The 22,409-nt window shown below is 39.0% G+C and carries 21 protein-coding genes and 1 pseudogene; 14 read left to right on the plus strand and 8 right to left on the minus strand.

Features of this window, described 5'->3' with window-relative positions; genetic code table 11:
• Positions 1-62 precede the first annotated feature (62 nt).
• The 8 genes from PVV66_RS04540 (at position 63) to panB (ending at position 6,012) form a co-directional block, all read left to right on the plus strand.
• On the plus strand, positions 63-677 hold the full coding sequence (locus PVV66_RS04540) for a DUF2062 domain-containing protein (RefSeq protein WP_273717585.1): 615 nt from the start codon (positions 63-65) through the stop codon (positions 675-677).
• The gene (gene acpS, locus PVV66_RS04545) at positions 674-1,075 is read left to right on the plus strand and encodes a holo-ACP synthase (RefSeq protein ID WP_273717584.1); all 402 of its coding nucleotides are present in this window, start codon (positions 674-676) and stop codon (positions 1,073-1,075) included. Before PVV66_RS04540 ends, acpS begins: the two co-directional genes overlap by 4 nt.
• 80 nt (positions 1,076-1,155) lie before the next feature.
• On the plus strand, positions 1,156-1,968 hold the full coding sequence (gene lepB, locus PVV66_RS04550) for a signal peptidase I (RefSeq protein WP_273717583.1): 813 nt from the start codon (positions 1,156-1,158) through the stop codon (positions 1,966-1,968).
• A complete protein-coding gene (rnc, locus tag PVV66_RS04555; protein WP_273717582.1) occupies positions 1,949-2,656 on the plus strand; it encodes a ribonuclease III in 708 nt (235 codons plus the stop codon). Before lepB ends, rnc begins: the two co-directional genes overlap by 20 nt.
• Positions 2,649-3,554, plus strand: a complete 906-nt coding sequence (era, locus tag PVV66_RS04560) for a GTPase Era (RefSeq protein ID WP_273717581.1) — start codon at positions 2,649-2,651, stop codon at positions 3,552-3,554. Before rnc ends, era begins: the two co-directional genes overlap by 8 nt.
• 10 nt (positions 3,555-3,564) lie before the next feature.
• Positions 3,565-4,311, plus strand: a complete 747-nt coding sequence (gene recO / locus PVV66_RS04565; protein ID WP_273717580.1) for a DNA repair protein RecO — start codon at positions 3,565-3,567, stop codon at positions 4,309-4,311.
• A gap of 28 nt (positions 4,312-4,339) precedes the next feature.
• A complete protein-coding gene (gene panC, locus PVV66_RS04570; protein ID WP_273717579.1) occupies positions 4,340-5,200 on the plus strand; it encodes a pantoate--beta-alanine ligase in 861 nt (286 codons plus the stop codon).
• Positions 5,197-6,012 carry a 3-methyl-2-oxobutanoate hydroxymethyltransferase gene (gene panB, locus PVV66_RS04575; protein WP_273717578.1) on the plus strand — a complete coding sequence of 272 codons (816 nt, stop codon included), beginning with the start codon at positions 5,197-5,199 and terminating at the stop codon, positions 6,010-6,012. The genes panC and panB overlap by 4 nt, the downstream gene beginning before the upstream one ends.
• A 588-nt stretch (positions 6,013-6,600) precedes the next feature.
• Here the strand turns inward: panB and PVV66_RS04580 are convergent.
• Both PVV66_RS04580 and PVV66_RS04585 read right to left on the minus strand, forming a co-directional pair.
• On the minus strand, positions 6,601-7,218 hold the full coding sequence (locus PVV66_RS04580) for an HD family hydrolase (RefSeq protein ID WP_273717577.1): 618 nt from the start codon (positions 7,216-7,218) through the stop codon (positions 6,601-6,603).
• Positions 7,211-8,083, minus strand: coding sequence for a folate-binding protein YgfZ (locus tag PVV66_RS04585; protein ID WP_273717576.1), 873 nt, complete (start codon positions 8,081-8,083; stop codon positions 7,211-7,213). The genes PVV66_RS04580 and PVV66_RS04585 overlap by 8 nt, the downstream gene beginning before the upstream one ends.
• A gap of 65 nt (positions 8,084-8,148) precedes the next feature.
• Here PVV66_RS04585 and PVV66_RS04590 point away from each other — a divergent pair, with 65 nt between their 5' ends.
• The gene (locus PVV66_RS04590; protein WP_273717575.1) at positions 8,149-9,477 is read left to right on the plus strand and encodes a dihydroorotase; all 1,329 of its coding nucleotides are present in this window, start codon (positions 8,149-8,151) and stop codon (positions 9,475-9,477) included.
• A gap of 418 nt (positions 9,478-9,895) precedes the next feature.
• On the opposite strand, the gene PVV66_RS04595 is transcribed toward PVV66_RS04590, so the two are convergent.
• Positions 9,896-10,267, minus strand: a complete 372-nt coding sequence (locus tag PVV66_RS04595) for a TIGR02301 family protein (RefSeq protein ID WP_273717574.1) — start codon at positions 10,265-10,267, stop codon at positions 9,896-9,898.
• 475 nt (positions 10,268-10,742) lie between these two features.
• Between PVV66_RS04595 and cysS the strand changes: the two genes are divergently transcribed.
• The 5 genes from cysS (at position 10,743) to PVV66_RS04620 (ending at position 16,625) form a co-directional block, all read left to right on the plus strand.
• Positions 10,743-12,251 carry a cysteine--tRNA ligase gene (gene cysS / locus PVV66_RS04600; protein ID WP_273717691.1) on the plus strand — a complete coding sequence of 503 codons (1,509 nt, stop codon included), beginning with the start codon at positions 10,743-10,745 and terminating at the stop codon, positions 12,249-12,251.
• Between the two features lie 43 nt (positions 12,252-12,294).
• Positions 12,295-12,966, plus strand: a complete 672-nt coding sequence (locus PVV66_RS04605; protein WP_273717573.1) for a DUF421 domain-containing protein — start codon at positions 12,295-12,297, stop codon at positions 12,964-12,966.
• Between the two features lie 110 nt (positions 12,967-13,076).
• Complete coding sequence (locus PVV66_RS04610) at positions 13,077-14,960, plus strand: ABC transporter ATP-binding protein/permease (RefSeq protein WP_273717572.1); 1,884 nt, start codon at positions 13,077-13,079, stop codon at positions 14,958-14,960.
• 117 nt (positions 14,961-15,077) lie between these two features.
• Positions 15,078-15,776: a phosphatidylserine decarboxylase gene (locus PVV66_RS04615; protein ID WP_273717571.1), complete on the plus strand. Its 699-nt coding sequence runs from the start codon at positions 15,078-15,080 to the stop codon at positions 15,774-15,776.
• Between the two features lie 9 nt (positions 15,777-15,785).
• Positions 15,786-16,625 (plus strand): phosphatidylcholine/phosphatidylserine synthase, encoded by an 840-nt coding sequence (locus PVV66_RS04620; protein ID WP_273717570.1) that lies wholly within the window; start codon positions 15,786-15,788, stop codon positions 16,623-16,625.
• 71 nt (positions 16,626-16,696) lie between these two features.
• On the opposite strand, the gene PVV66_RS04625 is transcribed toward PVV66_RS04620, so the two are convergent.
• The 5 genes and pseudogenes from PVV66_RS04625 to PVV66_RS04645 form a co-directional block, all read right to left on the minus strand.
• A complete protein-coding gene (locus tag PVV66_RS04625) occupies positions 16,697-17,446 on the minus strand; it encodes an SDR family NAD(P)-dependent oxidoreductase (RefSeq protein WP_273717569.1) in 750 nt (249 codons plus the stop codon).
• A 3-nt stretch (positions 17,447-17,449) separates the two neighbouring features.
• Positions 17,450-18,940, minus strand: coding sequence for an amidophosphoribosyltransferase (gene purF / locus PVV66_RS04630; RefSeq protein WP_273717690.1), 1,491 nt, complete (start codon positions 18,938-18,940; stop codon positions 17,450-17,452).
• A gap of 78 nt (positions 18,941-19,018) precedes the next feature.
• Complete coding sequence (locus tag PVV66_RS04635; protein ID WP_273717568.1) at positions 19,019-19,600, minus strand: CvpA family protein; 582 nt, start codon at positions 19,598-19,600, stop codon at positions 19,019-19,021.
• Between the two features lie 129 nt (positions 19,601-19,729).
• Positions 19,730-21,118, minus strand: coding sequence for a DNA repair protein RadA (radA, locus tag PVV66_RS04640; protein WP_273717567.1), 1,389 nt, complete (start codon positions 21,116-21,118; stop codon positions 19,730-19,732).
• Positions 21,119-21,124: 6 nt separating this feature from the next.
• A pseudogene (locus PVV66_RS04645) lies at positions 21,125-22,069 on the minus strand (DnaB-like helicase C-terminal domain-containing protein); the annotation flags it as partial.
• Positions 22,070-22,409: the final 340 nt, after the last annotated feature.

Raw genomic sequence — 22,409 nt, forward strand, 5'->3', positions numbered from 1 at the left:
AAAAAGATTAATTTGGATGATATAGATTATTTCATCATCAAAAGATGTATATTGAGAGTCATATGCTTTTTCGTCGTCGAGAACCAATAGATTTTGTAACGCGTATTCGACTTTGGTTATGGCCACGTCGTTCATTTTCTCGCTCATTTTCTTACATCTATAAACGTATTTTGCGTATATCAGCATCACCGCATGAAGTTGCATTAGGGTTTGCTATTGGCATTTTTTTAGCCTGTTCCCCTGTCTTTGGGGTGCATATTATCTTGGCAATATTTTTTTCTTGGATTTTGCGTGCAAATTTTGCGGCTGCAATCATTGGGACGGTTTTTTCTAATCCACTCACGTTTTTATTGATTGTCATGGCTGATTATAAAGTAGGGTATTTTTGTTTATCGCTTTTTAGGGATGTCAATGAGATTTCTCTTTCTCAAATTCGTGCGCTGTTTAATGGTTTGACAATGTCAAATTTTTCTCTTCTTTTTAAAGGTGCATGGGATACAATTATGAGGCCTATGATTTTAGGTGGAACCCTTTTAGGTGTTGTTTTTGGTGGTGTATCTTATATAGGTGTTTACAGGGCAACGGTTCGTTTTAAACAAAAGCGATATCAAAAGATTATAAAAAAAAGGCGTTTAAAGAAGCGTTCATCGAAAGAAAGATCGGATAATATCTTATGATTGTTGGTCTTGGAAATGATTTGGTTGATATACGACGGATTGAGAGAATGTTGGTTCGTTATGGCGAGCGCTTTATCCAACGTATTTTTACGGATATTGAAAGGAATAGATCCGAAAAATTCAAGAAAAATTCTTCTTCTTATGCGAAAAGATTTGCCGCTAAAGAAGCATGTGCTAAAGCCTTAGGGACGGGAATCGCTTGTGGTATCAATTGGAAAGACATGGGGGTGGTTAATTTGCCATCTGGTAAACCAATCATGCAATTAACAAATCGTGCGCAAGCGCAACTTCAGAAGTTATTACCTCCTCATCATGATGCGGTTATTCATCTCAGCATAACAGATGATTTTCCTTGGGCGCAGGCATTTGTTATTATTGAAGCACTTCCACGTGGATAGATGGCGTGAGAGATTGTGCTTTTATTATTTGAATATTATGATGAAAAAAAGTTATATTTGTGATGAGAAGGCAGTTGGTGATGATCCAAAAAGATAAAGTGCATAAAAAAGAAAAAAAAGGTGGGATTCTTGAATTAATTTCTGTTTTAATACAGGCTTTGCTTTTAGCAGCGTTTATTCGGACACTTTTTTTCCAGCCTTTTAGTATCCCTTCCGGTTCAATGCGTCCTACTTTATTAGTGGGGGATTATCTCTTTGTTTCTAAGTATGCATATGGGTATTCTCGTTTTTCTATCCCCTTTTCTCCTCCGCTTTTTTCTGGGCGTATTTGGGCATCTCAACCTCAACGGGGAGATGTGGTCGTTTTTCGTTTACCAAGTAATCCGAAGATCGATTATATAAAACGCGTTGTTGGGTTGCCAGGTGATCGTATACAAGTTCGTCAAAGTGTTCTTTATATCAATGATGAGGCTGTTTCGCGTCACTTTATGGGGGAGATTGATAATTCTGATATAACGGAAGTGAATTATCCTGTTGAGGTCTATCGCGAAACACTGCCTAATGGTGTTAGCTACGATACGCTTGATTTAGCGTTCATCCCAAAAGTTGATGATACAAAAGTCTTTGAAGTTCCTCAAGGACATTATTTTATGATGGGTGATAACCGCGACAATTCAGATGATAGTCGTTTGGATGTAGGCTATGTTCCAGAAGAAAATCTTATTGGTCGTGCGAGCGTAATTTTCTTTTCTATCAGTAACGGTTCAAGTGCTTGGCAGATTTGGCGCTGGCCATTTGATGTGCGTTGGAAACGTTTGTTTTCTTTCATAAATACGGTTCATGATTTGCCGCTTATCAAGCAAGGAAACAACGATGAAACGTCTCATGATTGATCAGCTTTTCAAGCTGACGGGGCATCGTTTTAAAGATGAAGAAAAATTAAAAAGAGCATTAACACACGCAAGTGTACAAGATTCGGAGCAGGGGAATTATGAACGACTAGAGTTTCTAGGTGATCGGGTTTTAGGGCTTTTGATTGCAGAGATGCTGTATCAACTTTTCCCTCAGGCAAGTGAAGGTGAATTATCAGTCCGTTTGAATCATCTGGTCAATGCGCAGACATGTGCTGAGATTGCACGCGAGATGAGGCTGCCTGATATGATCCAAGTTGGTTTTGAGATGAGAAATTTTGAAGGGCGTCGACTCATCAATATGCATGCAGATGTCGTGGAAGCTTTGATTGCTGTGATGTATCTTGATGGAGGATTGGAAAGCGTTCGTCCTTTTATTCAAAAATATTGGCAAAGTCGGGCAAAGAAAATGGATGCTGGTCGACGTGATGCCAAGACAGAGTTACAAGAATGGGCGCATATCCAAGGCAATGCACAACCACATTATCAGGTTATCAAACGTTCAGGTCCAGATCACGATCCTGTTTTTATGGTAGAGGTCAGTATTTCAGGTTTTGCTTCAGAGGTTGGGCAGGGGAGCTCTAAAAGATATGCCGAAAGAATGGCCGCTGAAAAAATTTTGCGACGAGAGGGTGTCTGGAAAACTGTGGGAAAAAATGATCATGAGTGACGTTATGAAAACGCGTTCTGGGTTTGTTGTGCTTATTGGAATGCCTAATGCCGGTAAATCGACATTGGTTAATCAATTGGTTGGAACAAAGGTTTCAATTGTAACGCATAAAGTACAAACAACACGAACTTTAATCCGCGGTATTGTCATTCATGATGATGTGCAGATTGTATTGATCGATACACCAGGTGTTTTTCGTCCCCATAAGCGTTTAGAACGTGCCATGGTCTCTGCTGCTTGGGGAGGGGCTAAGAGCGCTGATGTTCTACTCGTTTTAATTGACGCTCAAAGTGGTCTTTCGGATGAAGTTGAGATGATGTTAGATATTGTAAACACTATGAAACAAGAAAAAGTTCTTGTTCTAAATAAGGTTGATACAGTTGTTAAATCATCTCTTCTAGCGTTAACCACTAAAATCAATGAACGTGTAAAGTTTGCGCAAACATTTATGATTTCTGCTCTAAACGGTTCTGGTTGCAAGGATTTACTTCATGCGTTGAGTAACATGATGCAGGAGGGGCCATGGTATTATCCGGAAGATCAAATTTCCGATATGCCTATGCGTCATCTTGCTGCTGAAATCACGCGTGAAAAACTTTTTCTTCGTCTTCATGATGAACTTCCTTATTCCTCAACGGTTGAAACAGAAAGCTTTGAAGAGCGTTTAGATGGTTCAGTTAAAATTAATCAAGTTATTTATGTTGAGCGTGAGAGTCAGAAGAAAATTGTTTTAGGAGCAAAAGGCGATACAATTAAAATGATTGGTCAAGCAGCACGCAAGGAGCTTATGGAAATTATGGATCAAAAGGTTCATCTTTTTCTCTTCGTGAAAGTGCGCAATAATTGGGATACCGATCCAGAACGTTATCGCGAAATGGGATTAGATTTTTTAAAATAATTAAAATAAAATGAAGTGGAAAGAACAAGCTGTTATTCTTGGGGCGCGCCAATATGGTGAAACAAGTGTTATTCTTGAGATTATGACGCGTGAACATGGTCGTTATATGGGCGTGGTAAAAGGGGGACGTTCGCGTCGTATGGCAGCTCTTCTTCAGCCTGGAAATTGTGTGGAGGCTGAATGGAGTGCGCGTTTAGAAGAACATTTGGGACTTTTTCGCCTTGAAGCACTTGATCTCCATGCGGCACGATTAATCTGTCTACCAGAAGCACTGTATGCTTTGCAATTGATTGCTTTTCATTTGCGGCTTCTTCCTGAGCGTGATCCGCATCCCATTTTATATGATATTTTACATCTTTTTATGCAGAATTTTGATGAGCTATCTGTCATTGCAGAATTGCTGGTACGTTTTGAAATGCGGCTTCTTGAAGAACTGGGTTTTGGTCTTGATTTATCTTGTTGTGCTGCAACAGGTCGTAAGGAAAAGCTTTATTACGTATCGCCAAAATCTGGACGGGCTGTCTGTGAAGAAGCAGGGGAGCCTTGGAAAAAAAAACTTTTCATTCTCCCACAGTTTCTTGTGCAAAGAGCGACCCGTCCTGCGGATTTTAAAGATATCATAAATGGTTTTAACTTAACGGGTTTTTTTCTTATGCGTCATGTCTGGAAGCCACGAGATATAAAACAGCCATCGGTGCGCATGAATTTGATACAGTTGTTTGAGCGTCGATTTGGTATACAGGCATTCATTTGTTGATCTGATAATAATTAAATAGAACGGGAAAATGAAAATTTTAAAGACAATTGCTGAAGTTCGTCACTATCTTTCAGAAGAACGACGGTTAGGTTTTTCGATTGGTTTTGTTCCAACAATGGGAGCACTCCATGAGGGGCATCTTGCACTAGTACAGCGTGCAAAAGCCATGTGTGATCGCGTATTGGTTTCTATTTTTGTCAATCCAAAGCAATTTGGACCTCATGAAGATTTTGCTCAATATCCAAGAGATTTGAGGAGCGATTGTGCTTTATTAAAAAAAGCAGGTGTTGAATGTGTTTTTGCTCCTTCTGTCGATGAGATGTGGCCATCGGGAAATGATACAATTGTGCAAGTGGAAAAACTATCACGTATTTTGATGGGAAAATTACGTCCAGGGCACTTTTGTGGTGTAACGAGTGTTGTTGCGAAGCTTTTTAATATTGTTCAGCCCGATAAGGCTTTTTTTGGAGAAAAGGATTTTCAACAAATTTTAATTGTTCGGCGTATGGTTGAAGATTTAGCTTTTCCTGTTGAAATTATTGGAGTCCCTATTTTACGTGAAGCAGATGGTGTTGCACACTCTTCACGCAATAAACTTTTAACATTAGAAGATCGTAAAGCAGCAAAAATTATTCCTAAAAGTGGAAAAGCTGCTGAAAAGCTTTACTATGAAGGTGAACGGTCGGTTGATAAGTTATGTAAAGTTGTTCGTGATATTTTACAAAAAGAAACGCGTGCAATCATTGAAGCAATAGATTTACGGGATATGGAAACTTTATGCATGGTCAAAGGAAAATTGAATAAACCAGCAGTTTTACTTCTTACTGTCCGTTTTGGTGAGGTAAGGCTGATTGATCAATACATATTGCAAGAGAAGGGCGAAAAATGAGTGTACATAAAATGGTAAAGCGTATAACATCTTCTCAAATACGTGCAAGAAAGGGGCAACAGCCGATTGTTTCTTTAACAGCTTATCAAGCTTATACTGCGCGGATTGCTGATCCCTATTGCGATATTCTTTTGGTTGGTGATAGCGTTGGTATGGTGGTGTATGGGTTCGAGACAACACTTCCTGTTAATTTGGATATGATGATTTTACACGGGCAGGCCGTGGTACGTGGGTCTCAAAAAGCTCTTGTCGTTATTGATATGCCTTTTGGCTCTTATGAGGAAAGTAAAGAGCAGGCTTTTTTAAATGCATCGCGTATTTTGGCACAAACGGGATGTGGGGCCGTTAAGCTTGAAGGTGGTGTTTATATAGCGGAAACAATAGATTTTTTGTGTAAACGGGGCATTCCAGTGATGGGACATATTGGTCTTACTCCCCAGGCGGTGAATCGTTTTGGTGGCTTCAAAACACAAGGACGTAAGGAGAGTGATTGGCAAAGAATTGAAGACGACGGAGCAGCGATTGAAAAGGCAGGTGCTTTTGCTATTGTTTTGGAAGGGATTGTCGAGCCTTTAGCCGTAAAGCTTACAGAAAAGCTTTCTATTCCAACCATCGGTATTGGTGCATCTAATCAATGTGATGGACAAGTCTTGGTGATGGAAGATATGTTGGGTTATGGTGCTCACGTGCCCAAATTTGTACGCCGTTATGGAAACCTTGAACAAGCCATGGAAACCGCAATCAAGAACTATGCAGAGGATGTCACATCCCGTGCTTTTCCAGCGGAAAAGGAAGTTTATAAACTGACATAGATTTTAGTTTAAGGTGAAACGTTCGACAAGAGAACATTTGTCTATTTTTATAATGAATGTGCATTATTTTATATATTTTGTATGCAAATTTTAGCTGTGATTTTTTCCATTGTTTGAATGGAAGCAATTGTCTCATGCAAAATAGAACGCCATTGAGATGCTAATTTACGTGCTTAAAAAAAAGAAACATTTCAGCACCTAATTTCACTCTCGAGGGTGTGCTCGTGAATGGTATAATGGTGAAGTTTTTGGGAAGTATATAAAATTTATAAAGCACGACCATCTTTACATTTCATAAAAAAGCAAGCGGGAACCATCACACACTTTGCCAAATCTCAATGTGCGATAAGCGCTTGGCACTTGAGATGATTCATAAGAGGCATTTTTAGTCCTCTTGTACAGTTTTTATCTACATGACCCATCTGCTTATGACGTACAAGAAAATGATTTTGATTGATTGAGTATAAGAAGGTTTGCAATGAGCAAATATTACGATATTCGGGTCTCTCATTCATCATGAAAAACACTGAATTATTATAAATCAGTGTGATGAGTCTGTAATGACAAGAAATCAACAATGCGAAGAGTCTATAATTTTGGGGTATCTAAATCATTAAAGCGAATTAAAAAGGCGTTTTCAATTTGTTGTGTAGAGTAGGGGTGTAAATGAAGATCATCGGATGAAATATTATTAGGAGAGCCAAAATAGCGAAGGGCTTCTTCTGTATTAAATCCAGCAAGCATGATCGCTTCATGATATGCAGCAATACGGTCGGCTTGTTTGATTTTTTTTACGAGTTTTTGAGAAAGATCAACGGGAAGAGAAAAGCGCATATGGATCGCATCTTGGATGCACTTTTCAATGCGTTCATATTGTTTTCCTATGATAGCTTTAAAGGGTGAAATCATATCGCCGATGACATATTCTGGTGCATCATGAAGGAGAGCGCAGAGACATTCATTCCTCGGCGATTGTGGAAAAAGTTTTTGAAATATTTGTTCAACCAAAAGTGAATGTTGTGCAACCGAATAGGCATGCTCTCCTCGTGTTTGACCATTCCAGCGTGCTACGCGAGCAAGTCCGTGGGCTATATCTTCAATTTCAATATCAAAAGGAGAAGGATTGAGAAGATCAAGTCTGCGTCCAGAGAGCATTCTTTGCCAAGCGCGTGCTTCTCCATTTTTTAATAATTCAGCTTTAGCCATGTGTGTTTTCTACAGTATTTTCAGGAAAGGTAAAATTCATATTTTCAGCAATATGTATGGTGACAGGAATGTTTTTTACGGTAAAGGGAATATTATGATCCATAGCATCTTTGACGTGGTCAATACGCATTAAAGCAAGAGCTTCATTTGCAACACATGTTCCCAAGTGGCCAAGCACTTTTGTTCCTGCTTCAATGCTCGATTGAGGGGGGAGATTACACTGGCTTTTTATAATTAAAATACGGCGACGTGCTGCGCGGCGATGGTGCATTCGTGAAACAATTTCTTGTCCAATATAACACCCTTTGTTAAATGCAAGTCCATTGATTTGATCGTAATTAATATCATGAGGAAAGACTTTGCCAACTTCATAGTCTTGACCACTTTCTGCAATTGCATAACGAATACGCAATTGATTCCATGTGTTATAATCTTCTGCTGCCAAAAAAGGAATTTTTCCATAGATTCGTATTATTTTTTCTTGTTTTGGGAAGCGTTTATCAACAAAACTTGAATCAAAATTTAAAGTATCTGATTCATTTTTCCAAGAAACTGTGACAAGCTCTTGTAATGGTTGTGTAATTTCTACCTTTTTACGCAGTTTATAGAGCAACAGACGCTTGTAGAGAGTATCGGCCAAAGACATCACAATATCAATAAAATAACCAGCCTCTCTTTTACCGATAAGAAAATCAGCAAGGACCTTTCCTTGTGGGGATAAGAGAGCTCCAGGAAAAAGTTCTTGGGGACTGATTTTTTTGACATCTGTTGTGATCAGGGATTGTAAAAAATCTGTTGCTTCTTCGCCTGTAATTTGAATAATCCCGCGGTTTTTTAAGCAAATGGCATTTTGTTTTTTAATCATGGTTCTTGCCTTTCTGCTCAAAGTTACATAATCGATAAGTGAGCAATATGTAAGGAGCTTGGCCTATGTTTAAAACATTTGATACAATTTTTAAAGGTGCAACACTTGTGAATCATGATGGAAAAAGCAAACGTGATATTGGTGTTACAAATGGTCGTATTGCTGAAATTGGCGACCTTACATGTACATCGGCTGGTGAGGTGATTGATTGTACGGGGCTTCATATTTTGCCGGGAATTATTGATAGTCAAGTGCATTTTCGTGAGCCAGGCAATGAATATAAAGAGGACTTGGAAAGTGGCTCATATTCTGCTGTGTTAGGAGGGGTTACAGCAGTATTTGAGATGCCTAATACCAATCCATTGACAACATCAGAAGAAACATTAAGCGATAAGGTTAAGCGCGGATTTCATCGCATGCATTGTGACTTTGCATTTTGGGTTGGAGGAACGCGTGAAAATGCTCATGAACTCTCTGAATTAGAAAGACTTCCTGGTGCCGCTGGAATTAAAGTCTTTATGGGATCTTCTACCGGTGATCTTTTGGTCGATGATGATGAAAGTGTACGCCTTATTTTGAAAAATACACGCCGTCGTGCAGCTTTTCATTCTGAAGATGAGGAAAGGCTCAAAGAGCGTAAAATACTGTGTATTGGAGGGGATGCATCTTCACATCCAGTTTGGCGTGATGAGATTGCGGCGTTAAAGTGTACGCAGCGTTTGGTAAAAATTGCTCATGAGACAAAAGCACGCATTCATGTGTTACATCTTTCGACAGAAGAAGAAATTGATTTTCTAAAAAAACATAAAGATGTCGCAACAATTGAAGTGACTCACCATCATTTGACTTTCACGGCTGATGATTATAAACAGTTTGGTACATTAATTCAGATGAATCCACCTATTCGTGAACCGCGCCACCGTGAAGCTCTTTGGTACGGTGTTCAACAGGGGATTATTGATGTTTTAGGCTCAGATCATGCGCCTCATACTTTGGAAGAAAAGCTTCAATCTTATCCCTCTTCACCTTCAGGAATGACAGGAGTGCAAACAACAGCAGCAATTATGTTGACCCATGTGAATGCAGGAAAAATATCCCTTGAGCGTTTTGTTGATCTCACTTCACATGGCCCTAGTCGTATTTTTGGTATAAGCTGTAAAGGACGTCTTGCTGTCGGATATGATGCTGATTTGACCATTGTTGATCTTAAGCGAGAAGAAGTTATTACGAATAGCTTAATTGGTTCGCGGGCCGGTTGGACACCTTATGATGGTCAAAAGGTTAAAGGTTGGCCGGTTGGGACTATTATCCGTGGTATGCGTGTTATGTGGGAAGGTGAAATTGTCACACCTTCACAAGGCGAGCCTGTTAAATTTATAGAAAATTTGGTGTAAACAGCATAAGTTGTATCTTGTTGTGTCAAAAATACCATCTTTTATAGAGCGATGATGTGATATAAGACATATCAACCTCTTTGACACATAAATGTTTTTGTAAAGTGCGTGATGAATGCTCTTAGGCTTTTTTGTAAAGTCGTAATTAAGCACATCACATGAGTGGGAAGCCAAGTGGAACGCACGAGCACTTGGGCTATTTACAGACCAGATTGGATTAAGAATCGTCATTCTTTAAGGGGGGGTAGGAAGCCAAAGGATGATTTTCTACAGAGAAAAGGCCGCATAAGAATAAAAGCATATCGAGGGATTATTCTTCAAAAGTTTCTTTATTTTTAAAAGCAACTTATTACTCCCTTCATTTGTGAGGGGGGCTCATTGATATCACTTAAATTGAAGGAGATGCTTTTTATACAAATTATTTGTTATAATGCATGAGAAGGTTTTCAGATAAAGCTCTTCCTTCCTCAAAGTATCTTTGATTGGCTTCAATGGCGGCTTGTGTACAATGATGATAATTTTCTGAGAAAGCACGATACGCTTCATTAAATGCTTCATAAAAATAAGCGCGTCTTTGTGGAATAGGGTGTTCTGCTTCAATGAGTGCGTTCATATAATCATACCATTGGTTTGTTGGAGGTTCACAAAGATTTTGGAGAGAATGCAATGATCCTAAAATTTCTGCGAGGCGAAGTAATTTTTTCTCATAAGGTGGAGATTGTTGCGCGAAGGTTGGCATTGAAATGACAAGGAATATTAAAAGAATGATTTTTCTCAATTTATTACGCATTATTTTTTATTACCTTCTTTGAATAAAACGCTGTACAAATAAATAATTATGTCATCAGAACGATGTTAAAAAATAGGGTTAATTGCGACATTATTCTCAATGATTGATTATAAAATATAGGGCGTAAGGGACAGTAAGGAACCCATTGTGGAATATTGCTGATGAAGCTTTGTGTGGTTAAAATTTTAAGATTCGCTTCCTATCATCTATTTTTCATATAGTATTCTATTGCCTATGGAATTTTTTCTAAACTTGTTTTCTTCAAGGAGGGAAAAGCGCTCTATCTATAGAATGCTTTTATCCAATCAAATAAAAGAGATTGTTTTTATGATAAATGATGGATACAGCCTTAATGGCAACAGGGGAAGAAGAATTGATGATAAGGTAAAAGTTTTAGTCTAAACCGTAAATGCGATCATTTGAGATAAGAGACATCTAAAGGGGCGGTGCATGATATCGTTCACGGAGTATAATGATGAGTAAGTTGCGATTTTATAATACGCTAACACGTAGAAAAGAAAATTTTATACCAATAGATCCAACAAAAGTACGTCTTTATGTTTGTGGCCCAACAGTTTATGATTATGCGCATATAGGAAATGCACGCCCTGTCATTGTTTTTGATATTTTATTTCGCTTATTGCGTCATGTGTATGGCAATGATCATGTTCTATATGCGCGTAATATTACAGATGTTGATGATAAAATTAATGCACGAGCCGCTTGTGAATATCCAAACTTGTCACTGAATGACGCTATTCGTCAATTAACAGAACGCACATATTCTCAGTTTCAACAAGATACAATAGCTCTTGGTTGTTTATTGCCAACCAGCCAGCCGCGCGCAACCGAGCATTTAGAGGAGATGCGCGCGCTCATCGAAAGATTGCTTGAAAAGGGGCACGCTTATAAAGCGGAAAATCATATATTATTTTCTATAAGTAGCATAAAAAATCCTCCCCATTATGGGGCATTTGCAAATCGTTCTTTAGATGAAATGAGGGCAGGGGCACGTATCGATGTTGCTGCTTATAAAAGGGAGGAGATGGATTTTGTTTTATGGAAGCCTTCTGTGGAAGGAGAGCCAGGTTGGGAATCGCCGGGCGGAATTCCTGTGTTAGGTCGTCCAGGTTGGCATATTGAATGTTCTGCCATGTCAATGGCAAAGTTATTAGCACCCTATGGTGGTGGTTTAACTTGTGATGATCCGATCGCGAATATTTTTGATATCCATGGTGGTGGACTTGATTTAATTTTTCCTCACCATGAAAATGAGATTGCACAAAGTTGTTCAGCTTTTGGGACGGAGCGAATGGCTAATTTTTGGATGCATAACGGCTTTTTACAAGTTGAAGGCAAAAAGATGTCGAAAAGCTTTGGCAATTTCATAACCATTCGCTCTGTTTTAGAGAATAATTTTTTGGAATTTAATGGTGTTTTAGCCGATGAGATGAAGGAAAATTGGGCGGGTTTGTCTGCACGTTTTTCAATGCTTCAAACCCATTATCGTGAACCGTTAAATTGGACAGCGCAGCGTTTAATACAATCGAGCAGTGAACTGTATCGTTGGTATGAATTGCTTCGCAGTCAAAAGAGTATGATGGAAAACAATGAGGCGATTGATGATACGTTAATAGATGCCCTCAGTGATGATCTTAATACGCCAAAAGCATTAACTCTTTTACGAAAGTTCTATAAAGCAGGAGATGCTTTAGCTCTTGCTAATGGCATGAATTTATTAGGACTATTACGACAAGAATGGATTAAAGAAATAGACTGTCCATTATTTGTAAAAAAAACCTCTCTTGATTCAAAATTTATTGATCAGCGCATTGCCGAAAGACTGCGGCTTATCCATAATAAAGAGTGGGAAGCTGCGGATAAAATTCGCAATGAGCTTGCAGCCGAGGGGATTCTCTTAAAAGATAGTAAGGATCCGCAGAGTGGTGAGCGCATAACCGTGTGGGAAATAAAACGACTTTAATTTCTCTATTCCAGCAGTTCTCATAAATTAAAGGGAGAATATGATGGAATTTTTATATCATTACGGATATATCGCGCTTAAGCTAGCTGTAGGTCTTATTGCCTTCCTATTTATTTTAAGAACGACAGGTCGTGGGAGTCTTAGTCAGATGACACCTGTTGATTTGGTCAGCAATTTTGTTATGGGAGGTATTATTGGAGGAGTCATTTATAATCAGAATATTAGCAGTATTCAATTATTGCTTGTTTTACTGATTTGGCAAACCTTGATTACCTCTTTTAATTTTTTTGCACGCTATTCAGTTTTTTTTCGCCGTCTTATTGCAGGGCGGAATGTCACATTGGTTTTAGATGGGGTCTTTCAAATGGATAAGATTAAGAATTTAGGGATCAATGTTAATGATCTCATTGCGATGTTGCGTCTTAAAGGGTGTCACTTACATGAAGCTGCTTTTGTGCGTTTGGAAACCAATGGTGATTGCACCGTTATTAAAAAGGAAGAGGGGAAGAAATCGACGATTGTCGTAGAAAATGGTGAAGTTATTGATGATGGCCTTAAAGAGATTGGTAAAACAAAAAAGTGGCTTCAGGCAGAATTGAAAAAAAAGCATGTAAAAGTTGAAAATTTATTTGCAGCAGAGTGGTATGAGAATACAGATCAAAATAATAAACCGCATAGTGGATTATTTCTTGTTCCTTTTTCAAAAACAGTCTAACCTCGAACAACGAGTAGGTATAGCTTATTGAAAAGCGTAAGAAACTTATAAACAACCACAGGGAGATGCTTTGCCTTTTTCGTGTGGATGATAGATGAAGTAAGGGCTTTATGAAACGCAATGAAATGATAAAAACTGTATCATCCGATACAGGGAAGACTCTGCACACACTTTACAATTTATGGCCTTATATGTGGCCGGTCGATCGGCGTGATCTAAAAATACGTGTACTGTGGGCAATATTTTATCTTGTTTTATCCAAGCTCGTTCTCATATCTGTGCCGTATTTCTTTAAATATTCTACGAATGTGCTTGATACAAGCTTTCAGCTCCCTGAATGGTTTCCGTCCAGTTTGATTATCCCTATCATGCTTGTTTTGGCGTACAACGTTGCACGGATTATGCAGGCTGGATTAAATCAATTGCGCGATTCTCTTTTTGCCACTGTTGGTCAATATGCTGTTCGTCAATTAGCTTATAAAACCTTTGTACATATTCATGAGTTATCTTTGCGGTTTCATTTAGAACGCCGAACTGGTGGGCTTTCTCGCGTGATTGAGCGTGGAACAAAAGGAATTGAAGCGATCGTAAGATTTTCAATTCTCAATACTGTACCGACAATTTTAGAATTTATATTAACGGCTCTTGTATTTTACATCAACTACGGATGGCATTATCTTCTCATTGTTGTTGTAACGGTTTTATTATATACTTTTTTTACCATTAAGGCGAGTGATTGGCGTATTCGCATTCGTCAACAAATGAATACAGCGGATACTGAAGCGAATACGCGCGCTGTTGATTCTCTTTTAAATTTTGAAACGGTCAAATATTTTGGCAATGAAACTCTAGAAGCCGATCGTTTCGATGCTTCTATGGCGGGTTATGAAAAAGCCGCAACAAAGATTTGGACATCATTAAGCTGGCTTAATTTTGGTCAGGCTCTTATCTTTGGTATTGGAATGACGATCATGATGCTGATGTCAGCTTATGAAGTTTTTTATAAGACACAAACTTTAGGGGATTTTGTTTTTATTAATGCCCTTTTAATGCAACTTTCCATTCCACTGAATTTTATTGGTTCAATTTATCGTGATGTTCGACAAGGTTTAACGGATATTGAAGCGATGTTCGATCTTTTAGATGTTCAGCAGGAGATCATTGATAAATCGGATGCTAAACCGTTAGAGATAAGCGATGGGACCATTCGTTTTCATCAGGTAAAGTTTTCTTATGATTCGACGCGTCAGATTCTCAGAGATATTGATTTTGAAGTCCCTGGAGGAAAAACAGTCGCCATTGTCGGTCCATCGGGTGCAGGTAAATCAACCATTTCTCGATTACTTTTTCGCTTTTATGATGTTGAGGCTGGCTCTATCACAATTGACGGGCAGGATATTCGTGACATAACACAAAAAAGTTTGCGTGAAGCGATCGGCATGGTCCCACAAGATACGGTGTTATTTAATGATACAATTGCTTATAATATTCGCTATGGGCGCCCAAGTGCTACAGATGAAGAGGTGCACAAAGCGTCTGAAATGGCACAAATATCAAAATTTATTGAGATGTTACCGGAAGGTTTTCAGTCTATGGTAGGAGAGCGTGGTCTCAAATTATCAGGGGGTGAAAAACAACGTGTGGCTATTGCACGGACACTTTTAAAAGCCCCCCCACTTCTTATTCTAGATGAAGCAACATCGGCTCTTGATACGGCAACAGAACAGGAAATTCAACAAGCATTGGATATTGTAAGTCGTGGACGTACAACATTGATTATTGCGCATCGTCTGTCCACGGTTATCAATGCTGATGAAATTTTGGTTCTTAAAAGTGGTCGTATTATTGAAAATGGAACGCATACAGAGCTCTTACGAAAGAAAGGTCTTTATGCTTCAATGTGGAATAAGCAGCTTGAAGCATCACAAGCTGAAGAAAAATTACGTAAAATGCGTGAAGAAGATGAGACGGGTATTGTTAATCGTAAAAAATAAGGTGGGCAAAATGTAATCTATATCTTTATATGGAGCGATTGATTAAATACATAAAAAGAGACAAGAGGAACAAAAAGATTTATTGCTTGTTTAGGTTTATGATGAATAGGAAATTATATGAGTATTTTACAATCTGTCCATAATAGCTTTGTACCGATTCATAAAGAAGGTTATCCTTTTATTGTAGCGTTTTTTGTTATTTCACTCATTTTGGGTTGGATGTGGAGTCCGCTATTTTGGTGTGGTCTTATTCTTACAGTGTGGTGTATATACTTTTTTCGTGATCCAGATCGTGTGATCCCTTTGAATTCAAATTGGGTTATGTCGCCTGCAGATGGGCGTATTTCATTTGTGGAATCATGTATTCCACCTGAAGAATTAGGCTTAGGAAAAGATGAAATGATCCGTATTTCCATTTTTATGGATATCTTTTCATGCCATATCAACCGTATTCCTATCAGTGGTACAGTAGAGTCTATCGTTTATCAGCCAGGTCGGTTTACCAATGCGGAGTTTGATAAGGCTAGTCAGTTTAATGAGCGTAATGGGGTGGTCATTGATAGCAAGCATGGGAAAATTGGTATCGTACAAATAGCGGGGATGTTTGCCCGTCGGATTGTTTGTTGGTCAAAAGAAAACGATGCTGTTATCATGGGAGAGCGATTTGGATTGATTCGTTTTGGTTCTCGCCTTGATATTTATATGCCAGCTGAAATGAGATTACGTGTTGCAGTTGGGCAAACAGCAATTGCTGGGGAGACAGTTTTGGGTTCTTTTGATGATAAGAGTGCCACAACGGACTTCAGATACGATTAGGACCGTACAATGAAAAATTTTTCGCCATTTTCTTCATTCAATCCTGAGGGGCAGCATGATGATGCTGCAAATCGGCGACGTTCACCGACATCGATGCGGTATGTTATTCCCAATATTATTACTATTTTGGCAATTTGTGCAGGGATGAGCAGCATTCGTTTGGCTTTTGAGAATCGCTATGAGGCTGCTATTTTAATGGTGCTTTTGGCTGCAGTTTTAGATGGTGCTGATGGTCGCATTGCGCGTTTAATAGATGGGAGTTCATCTTTTGGGGCACAGATGGATTCTCTTGCTGATATTGTAAATTTTGGTGTTACTCCTGCACTTATTGTTTATTCCTTTATCTTGAATCAAGCATACCACATTGGTTGGGTTGCAGCTCTTGTTTATTGTGTTGCTTGTTGTTTGCGATTAGCGCGTTTTAATGTGATGTTGGATAACACTGATATACCTCAATGGCAGAAAAGTTATTTTGTTGGTGTTCCTGCACCTGCAGGAGCGTTACTCCTTTTATTTCCTACCTATTTAGGCGCTCTTGGTTTGGTCCCCAATTGGGGGTGGGCATTGTTTTTTAGTCTTTATACTGTAATTATTGCTTTTCTTTTGATTAGTCGCCTACCAGTGTGGAATGCAAAGTCCATTGATCACAATTTGAGGCGTGATATCGTTATACCTTGCATGTTGGTCATTGTTATTTATGTCGGTTTTCTTGCGACTTACACATGGAAAACTTTATTGATTACCGCTGTTAGCTATATGATTTTTCTCCCCTGTAGTTTTGTCGCTTATAATAAACGCGCTGCTTTAGAAGAGAAAAAGGCTGATGCTAAAGCTATCCAAGAATCATAAAGTGCTTCATTCTTCTGTTGAGAAGCACAGGAAAAAGAGAGAGATTCAACTATTTACGTTTCAGATGATGATCAATGAGGGATATGATAATCCACAAACTGATTTTTATGGACATTAAAGAGCTTTCCAGTTTCCTTTAAATCTGGGGATAGCAAATGGACTATTTTTTTTGCAACCTCTTGTGGTGAGGGGAGTGTTTGTGGATCTTCACCAGGCATAGCTTCAGCGCGCATGGCCGTGCGTGTGGCTCCAGGGTTGACACAATTAATCTTAATAGGGGTTTGTTTGAGTTCTTCTGCCCAACAGCGGGCAATCATTTCTAAAGCTGCTTTAGAGGCTGCATAAGCCCCCCAGAAAGGGCGTGCAACATGTGCAACGCTTGAGGATAACAGGATAGCTCGTCCAGCATCAGATTCACGTAATAAAGGCTCAACGGCTTTCATTAAGCGCCATTGGCTGAAAAGATTGATTTGAAAGACATCTTCAAATACCGCGTTTTCTATATGCGCTATTGGTGAGAGTGTTCCAAGGATTCCAGCATTTGCAACGATAATATCGAGTTTTTTCCAGCGTTTAGCAATTGAGAGTGCAAGAGCATCGATGTTTTCCATATGATGCAAGTCGAGTGGAACGAGGGTTGCATGAGCCCCTTTTTCTCGGATTTGATTGTCCAATTCAGTAAGTCCACTGACTGTTCGTGCAAGAGCAATAATATGAGCGCCGCGTGCAGCGAGTTCAAGGGCTAAATAATAGCCAATCCCCCTTGATGCACCAGTAACAAGTGCAACACACCCATGGAGACTAAAGTCACGTTTCATCATCAATTAATCTCTTGTTTTAAGAACAGATGATTGATGAATTTTGGAGAGATTTTCTTGATCAATCAGATGCGTAGGATAATATCCAGTAAAATAATGGTCAGTAAATTGAGGATTGGCATTATTTCGTTTTTCCCCTGCTACAGCAAGATATAATCCATCCGTTGAAAGAAATTCTAAAGAGTCCGCTCCAATAAAATAGCACATAGATTTCAAATCTGGATATTGATTTGCTAAAAGACTCTCAACTTTAGGTGTATCAATACCATAAAAGTCGGGATAGAAGATCATAGGGCTAGAAATGCGCATATGAACTTCTTTTGCTCCTGCATCGCGAAGCATTCGCACAATTTTAAGAGATGTTGTTCCCCGCACAATGGAGTCATCAACCAGAATAACACGTTTTCCTTCAATCACAGGACGGTTTGCAGAATGTTTTAACTTAACGCCAAAAGCGCGAATTTGTTGTGTTGGTTCGATAAAAGTGCGGCCAACATAGTGATTACGAATAATACCAAGCTCGAAGGGAATTCCAATTTCTTGCGCATAGCCAATTGCGGCAGGTGTCCCTCCATCAGGAACAGGAACCACAACATCACCCTCACAAGGGGCTTCCTGTGCTAAACGAATCCCCATATTTTTGCGTGTTGTATAAACACTCCGTCCTCCAACGATGGAGTCCGGACGGGCAAAATAAACATATTCAAACAAGCAAAGTTTTTCTGGTTTTTCATTTTCTGGTTTTATAATTTTTTTAGTAATTTCCCCATTTTTTTGTATTTCACATATGACGATTTCTCCATTTTTAACATCACGGACATATTTTGCTCCAATAATATCAAGAGCACAAGTTTCAGAACAAAAGATAGGCTTACCATCAAGTTCCCCCATCACGAGAGGTCTAATTCCTGTTGGATCGCGTGCCGCAATAAGCTTTGTACGTGTGAGCGCTAACATAGCATACCCACCTTCTACTTGCCGAATCGCATCAACAAAACGATCAGAGGACGATTCATGACGTGAGCGGGCAATAAGATGAAGAAAAACTTCTGAATCTGACGTTGATTGACAGATAGCACCAGAAGCGATGAGTTCACGGCGCAATGTAAGACCATTGGTAAGATTACCATTATGAGCAATAGCAATACCGCCAACTTTTAATTCAGCAAAAAGGGGTTGAACATTGCGTAATGCCACTTCTCCAGTTGTTGAATAACGGGTATGTCCAATAGCGCGATTTCCTGGTAAGCGTGCAAGTGTTGCAGGGTTTGTATAGTGATCACCAACAAGACCTAAATGCTTTTCTTGATGAAACATTTTATTATGGTAAGAAACAATACCAGCTGCTTCTTGTCCACGATGCTGGAGTGCGTGGAGTCCAAGAGCTGTTAATGTTGCAGCATCTTCATGCCCAAGAATGCCAAAAACCCCACATTCTTCATGAAGGGTATCATCATCTAATGAAAACTCTTGACAGGAAATATCACTTTTTATCATCATATTCTTTCAGTTGTGATAGAGGGGAATCATTAATATCACATTTTACATCATTTAGTTCTCTGTCCACATGAAAAGCTATTCTCCATTTTTTAGAAGTGTCTTTTCATGAGAGTTTTGCTTATGCGTATGTTTATCACTGTCTTTAAACAAACTTTCCGCCTTTTCGAGAACAGATCCAAGATCTTTTGGGAGTATTTCCCAAACTTTTTGTCCCAGTGAATCTAACATAGGCCTCATTTTAGCATCTTTTAACCAGTTCGCTTGGTGCTCAGGCTTAATTAAGGCATTAATCAGCAACATACCGATGACCATAATCAGTAAACCGCGAAGTGCTCCAAAAATAAAACCAATAGTGCGGTCAAGAATACCAATTCGGCTATCAATAATAAAATCAGAGATTTTCATTGTAATAATTGAAGTAATAATGAGAACAACAATAAAAATTGTGACCAATGTTGTGATCAATGCAATCATTTTATTAGAGAGATATTGTTCAAAGAAAGGTAAGACAGGCTTGAATAAAAACAGTGTCGTAACAGCTGCAACTGCCCAAGAAATCAACGATAACACTTCACGTGAAAATCCTCGAAGCATAGCAAGAAAAGCGGACAACAGGATGATTACTACGACAATTCCATCAAGGATTGTTATGATCATTTGTTTGTTCCTTATACATAAATTTGTGTTCTTTAAGTCTGTGCGCAAATATATTTTTTGTTACGCCATTTTTTATTCTTATAGCAAGGATATTTTGTATTTTATAGGTTTTTTTCTATATTATCCTGCCTATGGTGCGGACAATTTTTTACTTGCGGTAAGCGTGGCAACAAGTTCGGGAAGGTCGGAGAAAGTTTTTTGTTGAAAATTGAGCGACTTCATCATTTCGGTTGTTGTCGTGGGATGAAAGGCTCCCTGAAAGCCGAGTTTTTTTGCTTCATTGATGCGTTGGGCTGAATGTGCAACAGCGCGGGTAGCTCCTGAAAGACTGACTTCCCCAAAATATACATAATCCGTTGGCAGAGGGATATTGGCAAGAGAAGATACCAAAGCAGCCGCTACAGCTAAATCGGCAGCAGGTTCAGATATACGATATCCACCTGCCACGTTCAGATAAACATCATGCTGCCCAAAACGAATGCCACAATGGGCTTCTAAAACGGCAAGAATCATAGAAAGACGATTTCCATCCCATCCGACAACCGCACGTCGTGGTGTTCCAAGAGAAGAGGGAGCAACAAGTGCTTGAATTTCTACCAATATCGGGCGTGTTCCTTCCATGCCGGCGAAAACAGCAGCACCTGGTGCTTTTTCATTGCGTTCCCCTAGAAACAATTCGGATGGATTAATCACTTCGCGTAATCCTTTATCAGACATTTCAAAGACACCAATTTCATCTGTTGGCCCGAAGCGATTTTTTACAGTTCTAAGAATGCGATAATGATGCCCTCCTTCACCCTCAAAATAGAGAACGCCATCAACCATATGTTCAACGACCCGAGGGCCAGCAATTTGTCCATCTTTTGTAACATGACCAACAAGAACAACAGCAGCGCCTGTTTTCTTGGCAAAGCGTATCATAGCTTGAGCACCAATACGGACTTGTGTGACAGTGCCCGGTGCTGAATCTGCTGTATCTGACCATAGGGTTTGAATCGAATCGATAATCACCATATCAAGGTTTTTATGCTCGCTTAAGGTTGCTAGAATATCTTCAACATTGGTTTCAGCAGCAAGTTTCACCTCTGTATTATGAGCGCCAAGCCTTTGCGCGCGCAGACAAATCTGCGCAATAGCCTCTTCACCTGAGACATAGATGACATTATGTCCTTTGCGAGATAAAGCCGCAGCTGTTTGTGTGAGCAATGTTGATTTTCCAATACCTGGATCACCCCCAACAAGAAGTGCTGATCCACGGACAAAGCCCCCACCGGTAACACGATCAAGTTCAGCAATACCAGAATGAATACGTGGAGCATCTTGGAGATTTCCGGAAAGAGATGTTAGGGCGACGATGCGTCCTTTACGAGTATTTTGCTTAGGGCCACTTCCTATGCCACCATCTATATTTTCTTCAACAAGAGAATTCCATTCACCACAAGCGCTACATTTCCCTGCCCAACGAGAATGGATGGTTCCACAATTTTGACAGATAAATTGAACACGAGTGCGTGCCATGGTGATTTAACCAATTTGTTCTGGAAGATAATTGCTATCTGCCAGATCGCTAAAGCGCGTGAAATCAGCTTGAAAAGCAAGTTGCACAGTTCCTGTTGGACCGTGACGTTGTTTCGCAACAATAACATCAGCTTTTCCCATAATTTTATCCATTTCATCTTGCCATTTTGCATGTTCAAGACTACCGATCTTTGGTTCTTCATTTCTGAGATAATATTCTTCACGATAGATAAATAGAACGATGTCGGCATCTTGCTCAATAGAACCGGATCCACCTAAATCTAAAAGTTTTGGGCGTTTGTCTGTTCTGTTTTCAACTTGATGTGAAAGTTGTGAAAGAGCAATAATAGGGATATTTAATTCTTTAGCTAACGCTTTTAATTTTACAGTAATTTCTTGCATACGATATTCAGATGTGTATTTTAAATCACTCGTCATGAGTTGGATATAATCGATAATTAAAATATCTAAACCATGTTTTTTCTTGAGATGTCGAGCACGGGCCACCAGTTGTGAAACTGATATTCCTCCAGTTTGATCAATATAAAGGGGGGCCCTTTTGAGCTGCTTCATCGTACGAATAATTTTTGAAAATTGTTCTTCTGAAATACGACCACGTCGAATATCAGAAGAAGAGACTTCCGTTTGTTCAGAAATAATACGTGTTGCAAGCTGTTCTGAGGACATTTCAAGTGAGAAGAATCCTACAATGCCACCTTCATTTTCTTCGGTATTGCTATTGTGTTCTTCGGCATTACTATTATGATTATAAGCATTGGCAATATTAAAGGCAATGTTGGTTGCCAGAGATGTTTTCCCCATACCAGGGCGTCCGGCAAGGATAATTAAGTCGGATGGTTGTAATCCTCCTATTTTTTCATCAAGTGTTTGAATGTAAGTCGCTACCCCTGATATTTGCGAAGAGCGCTCTTTTGCAGCACTTGCTATATCAATAACTCTTTTGATAGCTTCATCAAGACTGTCAAATTTACTATCGCAGTCTTCTTTTTTTTCTAGCATAATTATATACTTTCCCTTTGTTAGATATCAATTTTTATACAATTTTATATCAAGAATATTTTGCATGTTATAGAATTGTCTCTGTACTGTAGTATTTAAAACACAGCTTGTTTTTTATATGCGGTAATGAGGGTCGTTTTTTCATACAGATTAAAAAGTATTTTTGTTATAAAGATTAGAGATTGTTTTACGAAGTAGAAATTTTCTGATATTTTACATAATAGCTTACCTTGCGCAACAGTCGCAATTATTTTTGAATTTAATAACAAGA

It is taken from the genome of Bartonella sp. AU16XJBT, from assembly GCF_028618665.1.
Taxonomy (GTDB): Bacteria; Pseudomonadota; Alphaproteobacteria; order Rhizobiales; family Rhizobiaceae; genus Bartonella.

Coding starts and splice junctions, on each gene's coding strand:
- PVV66_RS04540 (WP_273717585.1), top strand. CDS start 63: ATGCTTTTTCGTCGTCGAGAACCAATAGATTTTGTAACGCGTATTCGA.
- acpS (WP_273717584.1), top strand. CDS start 674: ATGATTGTTGGTCTTGGAAATGATTTGGTTGATATACGACGGATTGAG.
- lepB (WP_273717583.1), top strand. CDS start 1,156: ATGATCCAAAAAGATAAAGTGCATAAAAAAGAAAAAAAAGGTGGGATT.
- rnc (WP_273717582.1), top strand. CDS start 1,949: ATGAAACGTCTCATGATTGATCAGCTTTTCAAGCTGACGGGGCATCGT.
- era (WP_273717581.1), top strand. CDS start 2,649: ATGAGTGACGTTATGAAAACGCGTTCTGGGTTTGTTGTGCTTATTGGA.
- recO (WP_273717580.1), top strand. CDS start 3,565: ATGAAGTGGAAAGAACAAGCTGTTATTCTTGGGGCGCGCCAATATGGT.
- panC (WP_273717579.1), top strand. CDS start 4,340: ATGAAAATTTTAAAGACAATTGCTGAAGTTCGTCACTATCTTTCAGAA.
- panB (WP_273717578.1), top strand. CDS start 5,197: ATGAGTGTACATAAAATGGTAAAGCGTATAACATCTTCTCAAATACGT.
- PVV66_RS04580 (WP_273717577.1), bottom strand. CDS start 7,218: ATGGCTAAAGCTGAATTATTAAAAAATGGAGAAGCACGCGCTTGGCAA.
- PVV66_RS04585 (WP_273717576.1), bottom strand. CDS start 8,083: ATGATTAAAAAACAAAATGCCATTTGCTTAAAAAACCGCGGGATTATT.
- PVV66_RS04590 (WP_273717575.1), top strand. CDS start 8,149: ATGTTTAAAACATTTGATACAATTTTTAAAGGTGCAACACTTGTGAAT.
- PVV66_RS04595 (WP_273717574.1), bottom strand. CDS start 10,267: ATGCGTAATAAATTGAGAAAAATCATTCTTTTAATATTCCTTGTCATT.
- cysS (WP_273717691.1), top strand. CDS start 10,743: ATGAGTAAGTTGCGATTTTATAATACGCTAACACGTAGAAAAGAAAAT.
- PVV66_RS04605 (WP_273717573.1), top strand. CDS start 12,295: ATGGAATTTTTATATCATTACGGATATATCGCGCTTAAGCTAGCTGTA.
- PVV66_RS04610 (WP_273717572.1), top strand. CDS start 13,077: ATGAAACGCAATGAAATGATAAAAACTGTATCATCCGATACAGGGAAG.
- PVV66_RS04615 (WP_273717571.1), top strand. CDS start 15,078: ATGAGTATTTTACAATCTGTCCATAATAGCTTTGTACCGATTCATAAA.
- PVV66_RS04620 (WP_273717570.1), top strand. CDS start 15,786: ATGAAAAATTTTTCGCCATTTTCTTCATTCAATCCTGAGGGGCAGCAT.
- PVV66_RS04625 (WP_273717569.1), bottom strand. CDS start 17,446: ATGATGAAACGTGACTTTAGTCTCCATGGGTGTGTTGCACTTGTTACT.
- purF (WP_273717690.1), bottom strand. CDS start 18,940: ATGATAAAAAGTGATATTTCCTGTCAAGAGTTTTCATTAGATGATGAT.
- PVV66_RS04635 (WP_273717568.1), bottom strand. CDS start 19,600: ATGATCATAACAATCCTTGATGGAATTGTCGTAGTAATCATCCTGTTG.
- radA (WP_273717567.1), bottom strand. CDS start 21,118: ATGGCACGCACTCGTGTTCAATTTATCTGTCAAAATTGTGGAACCATC.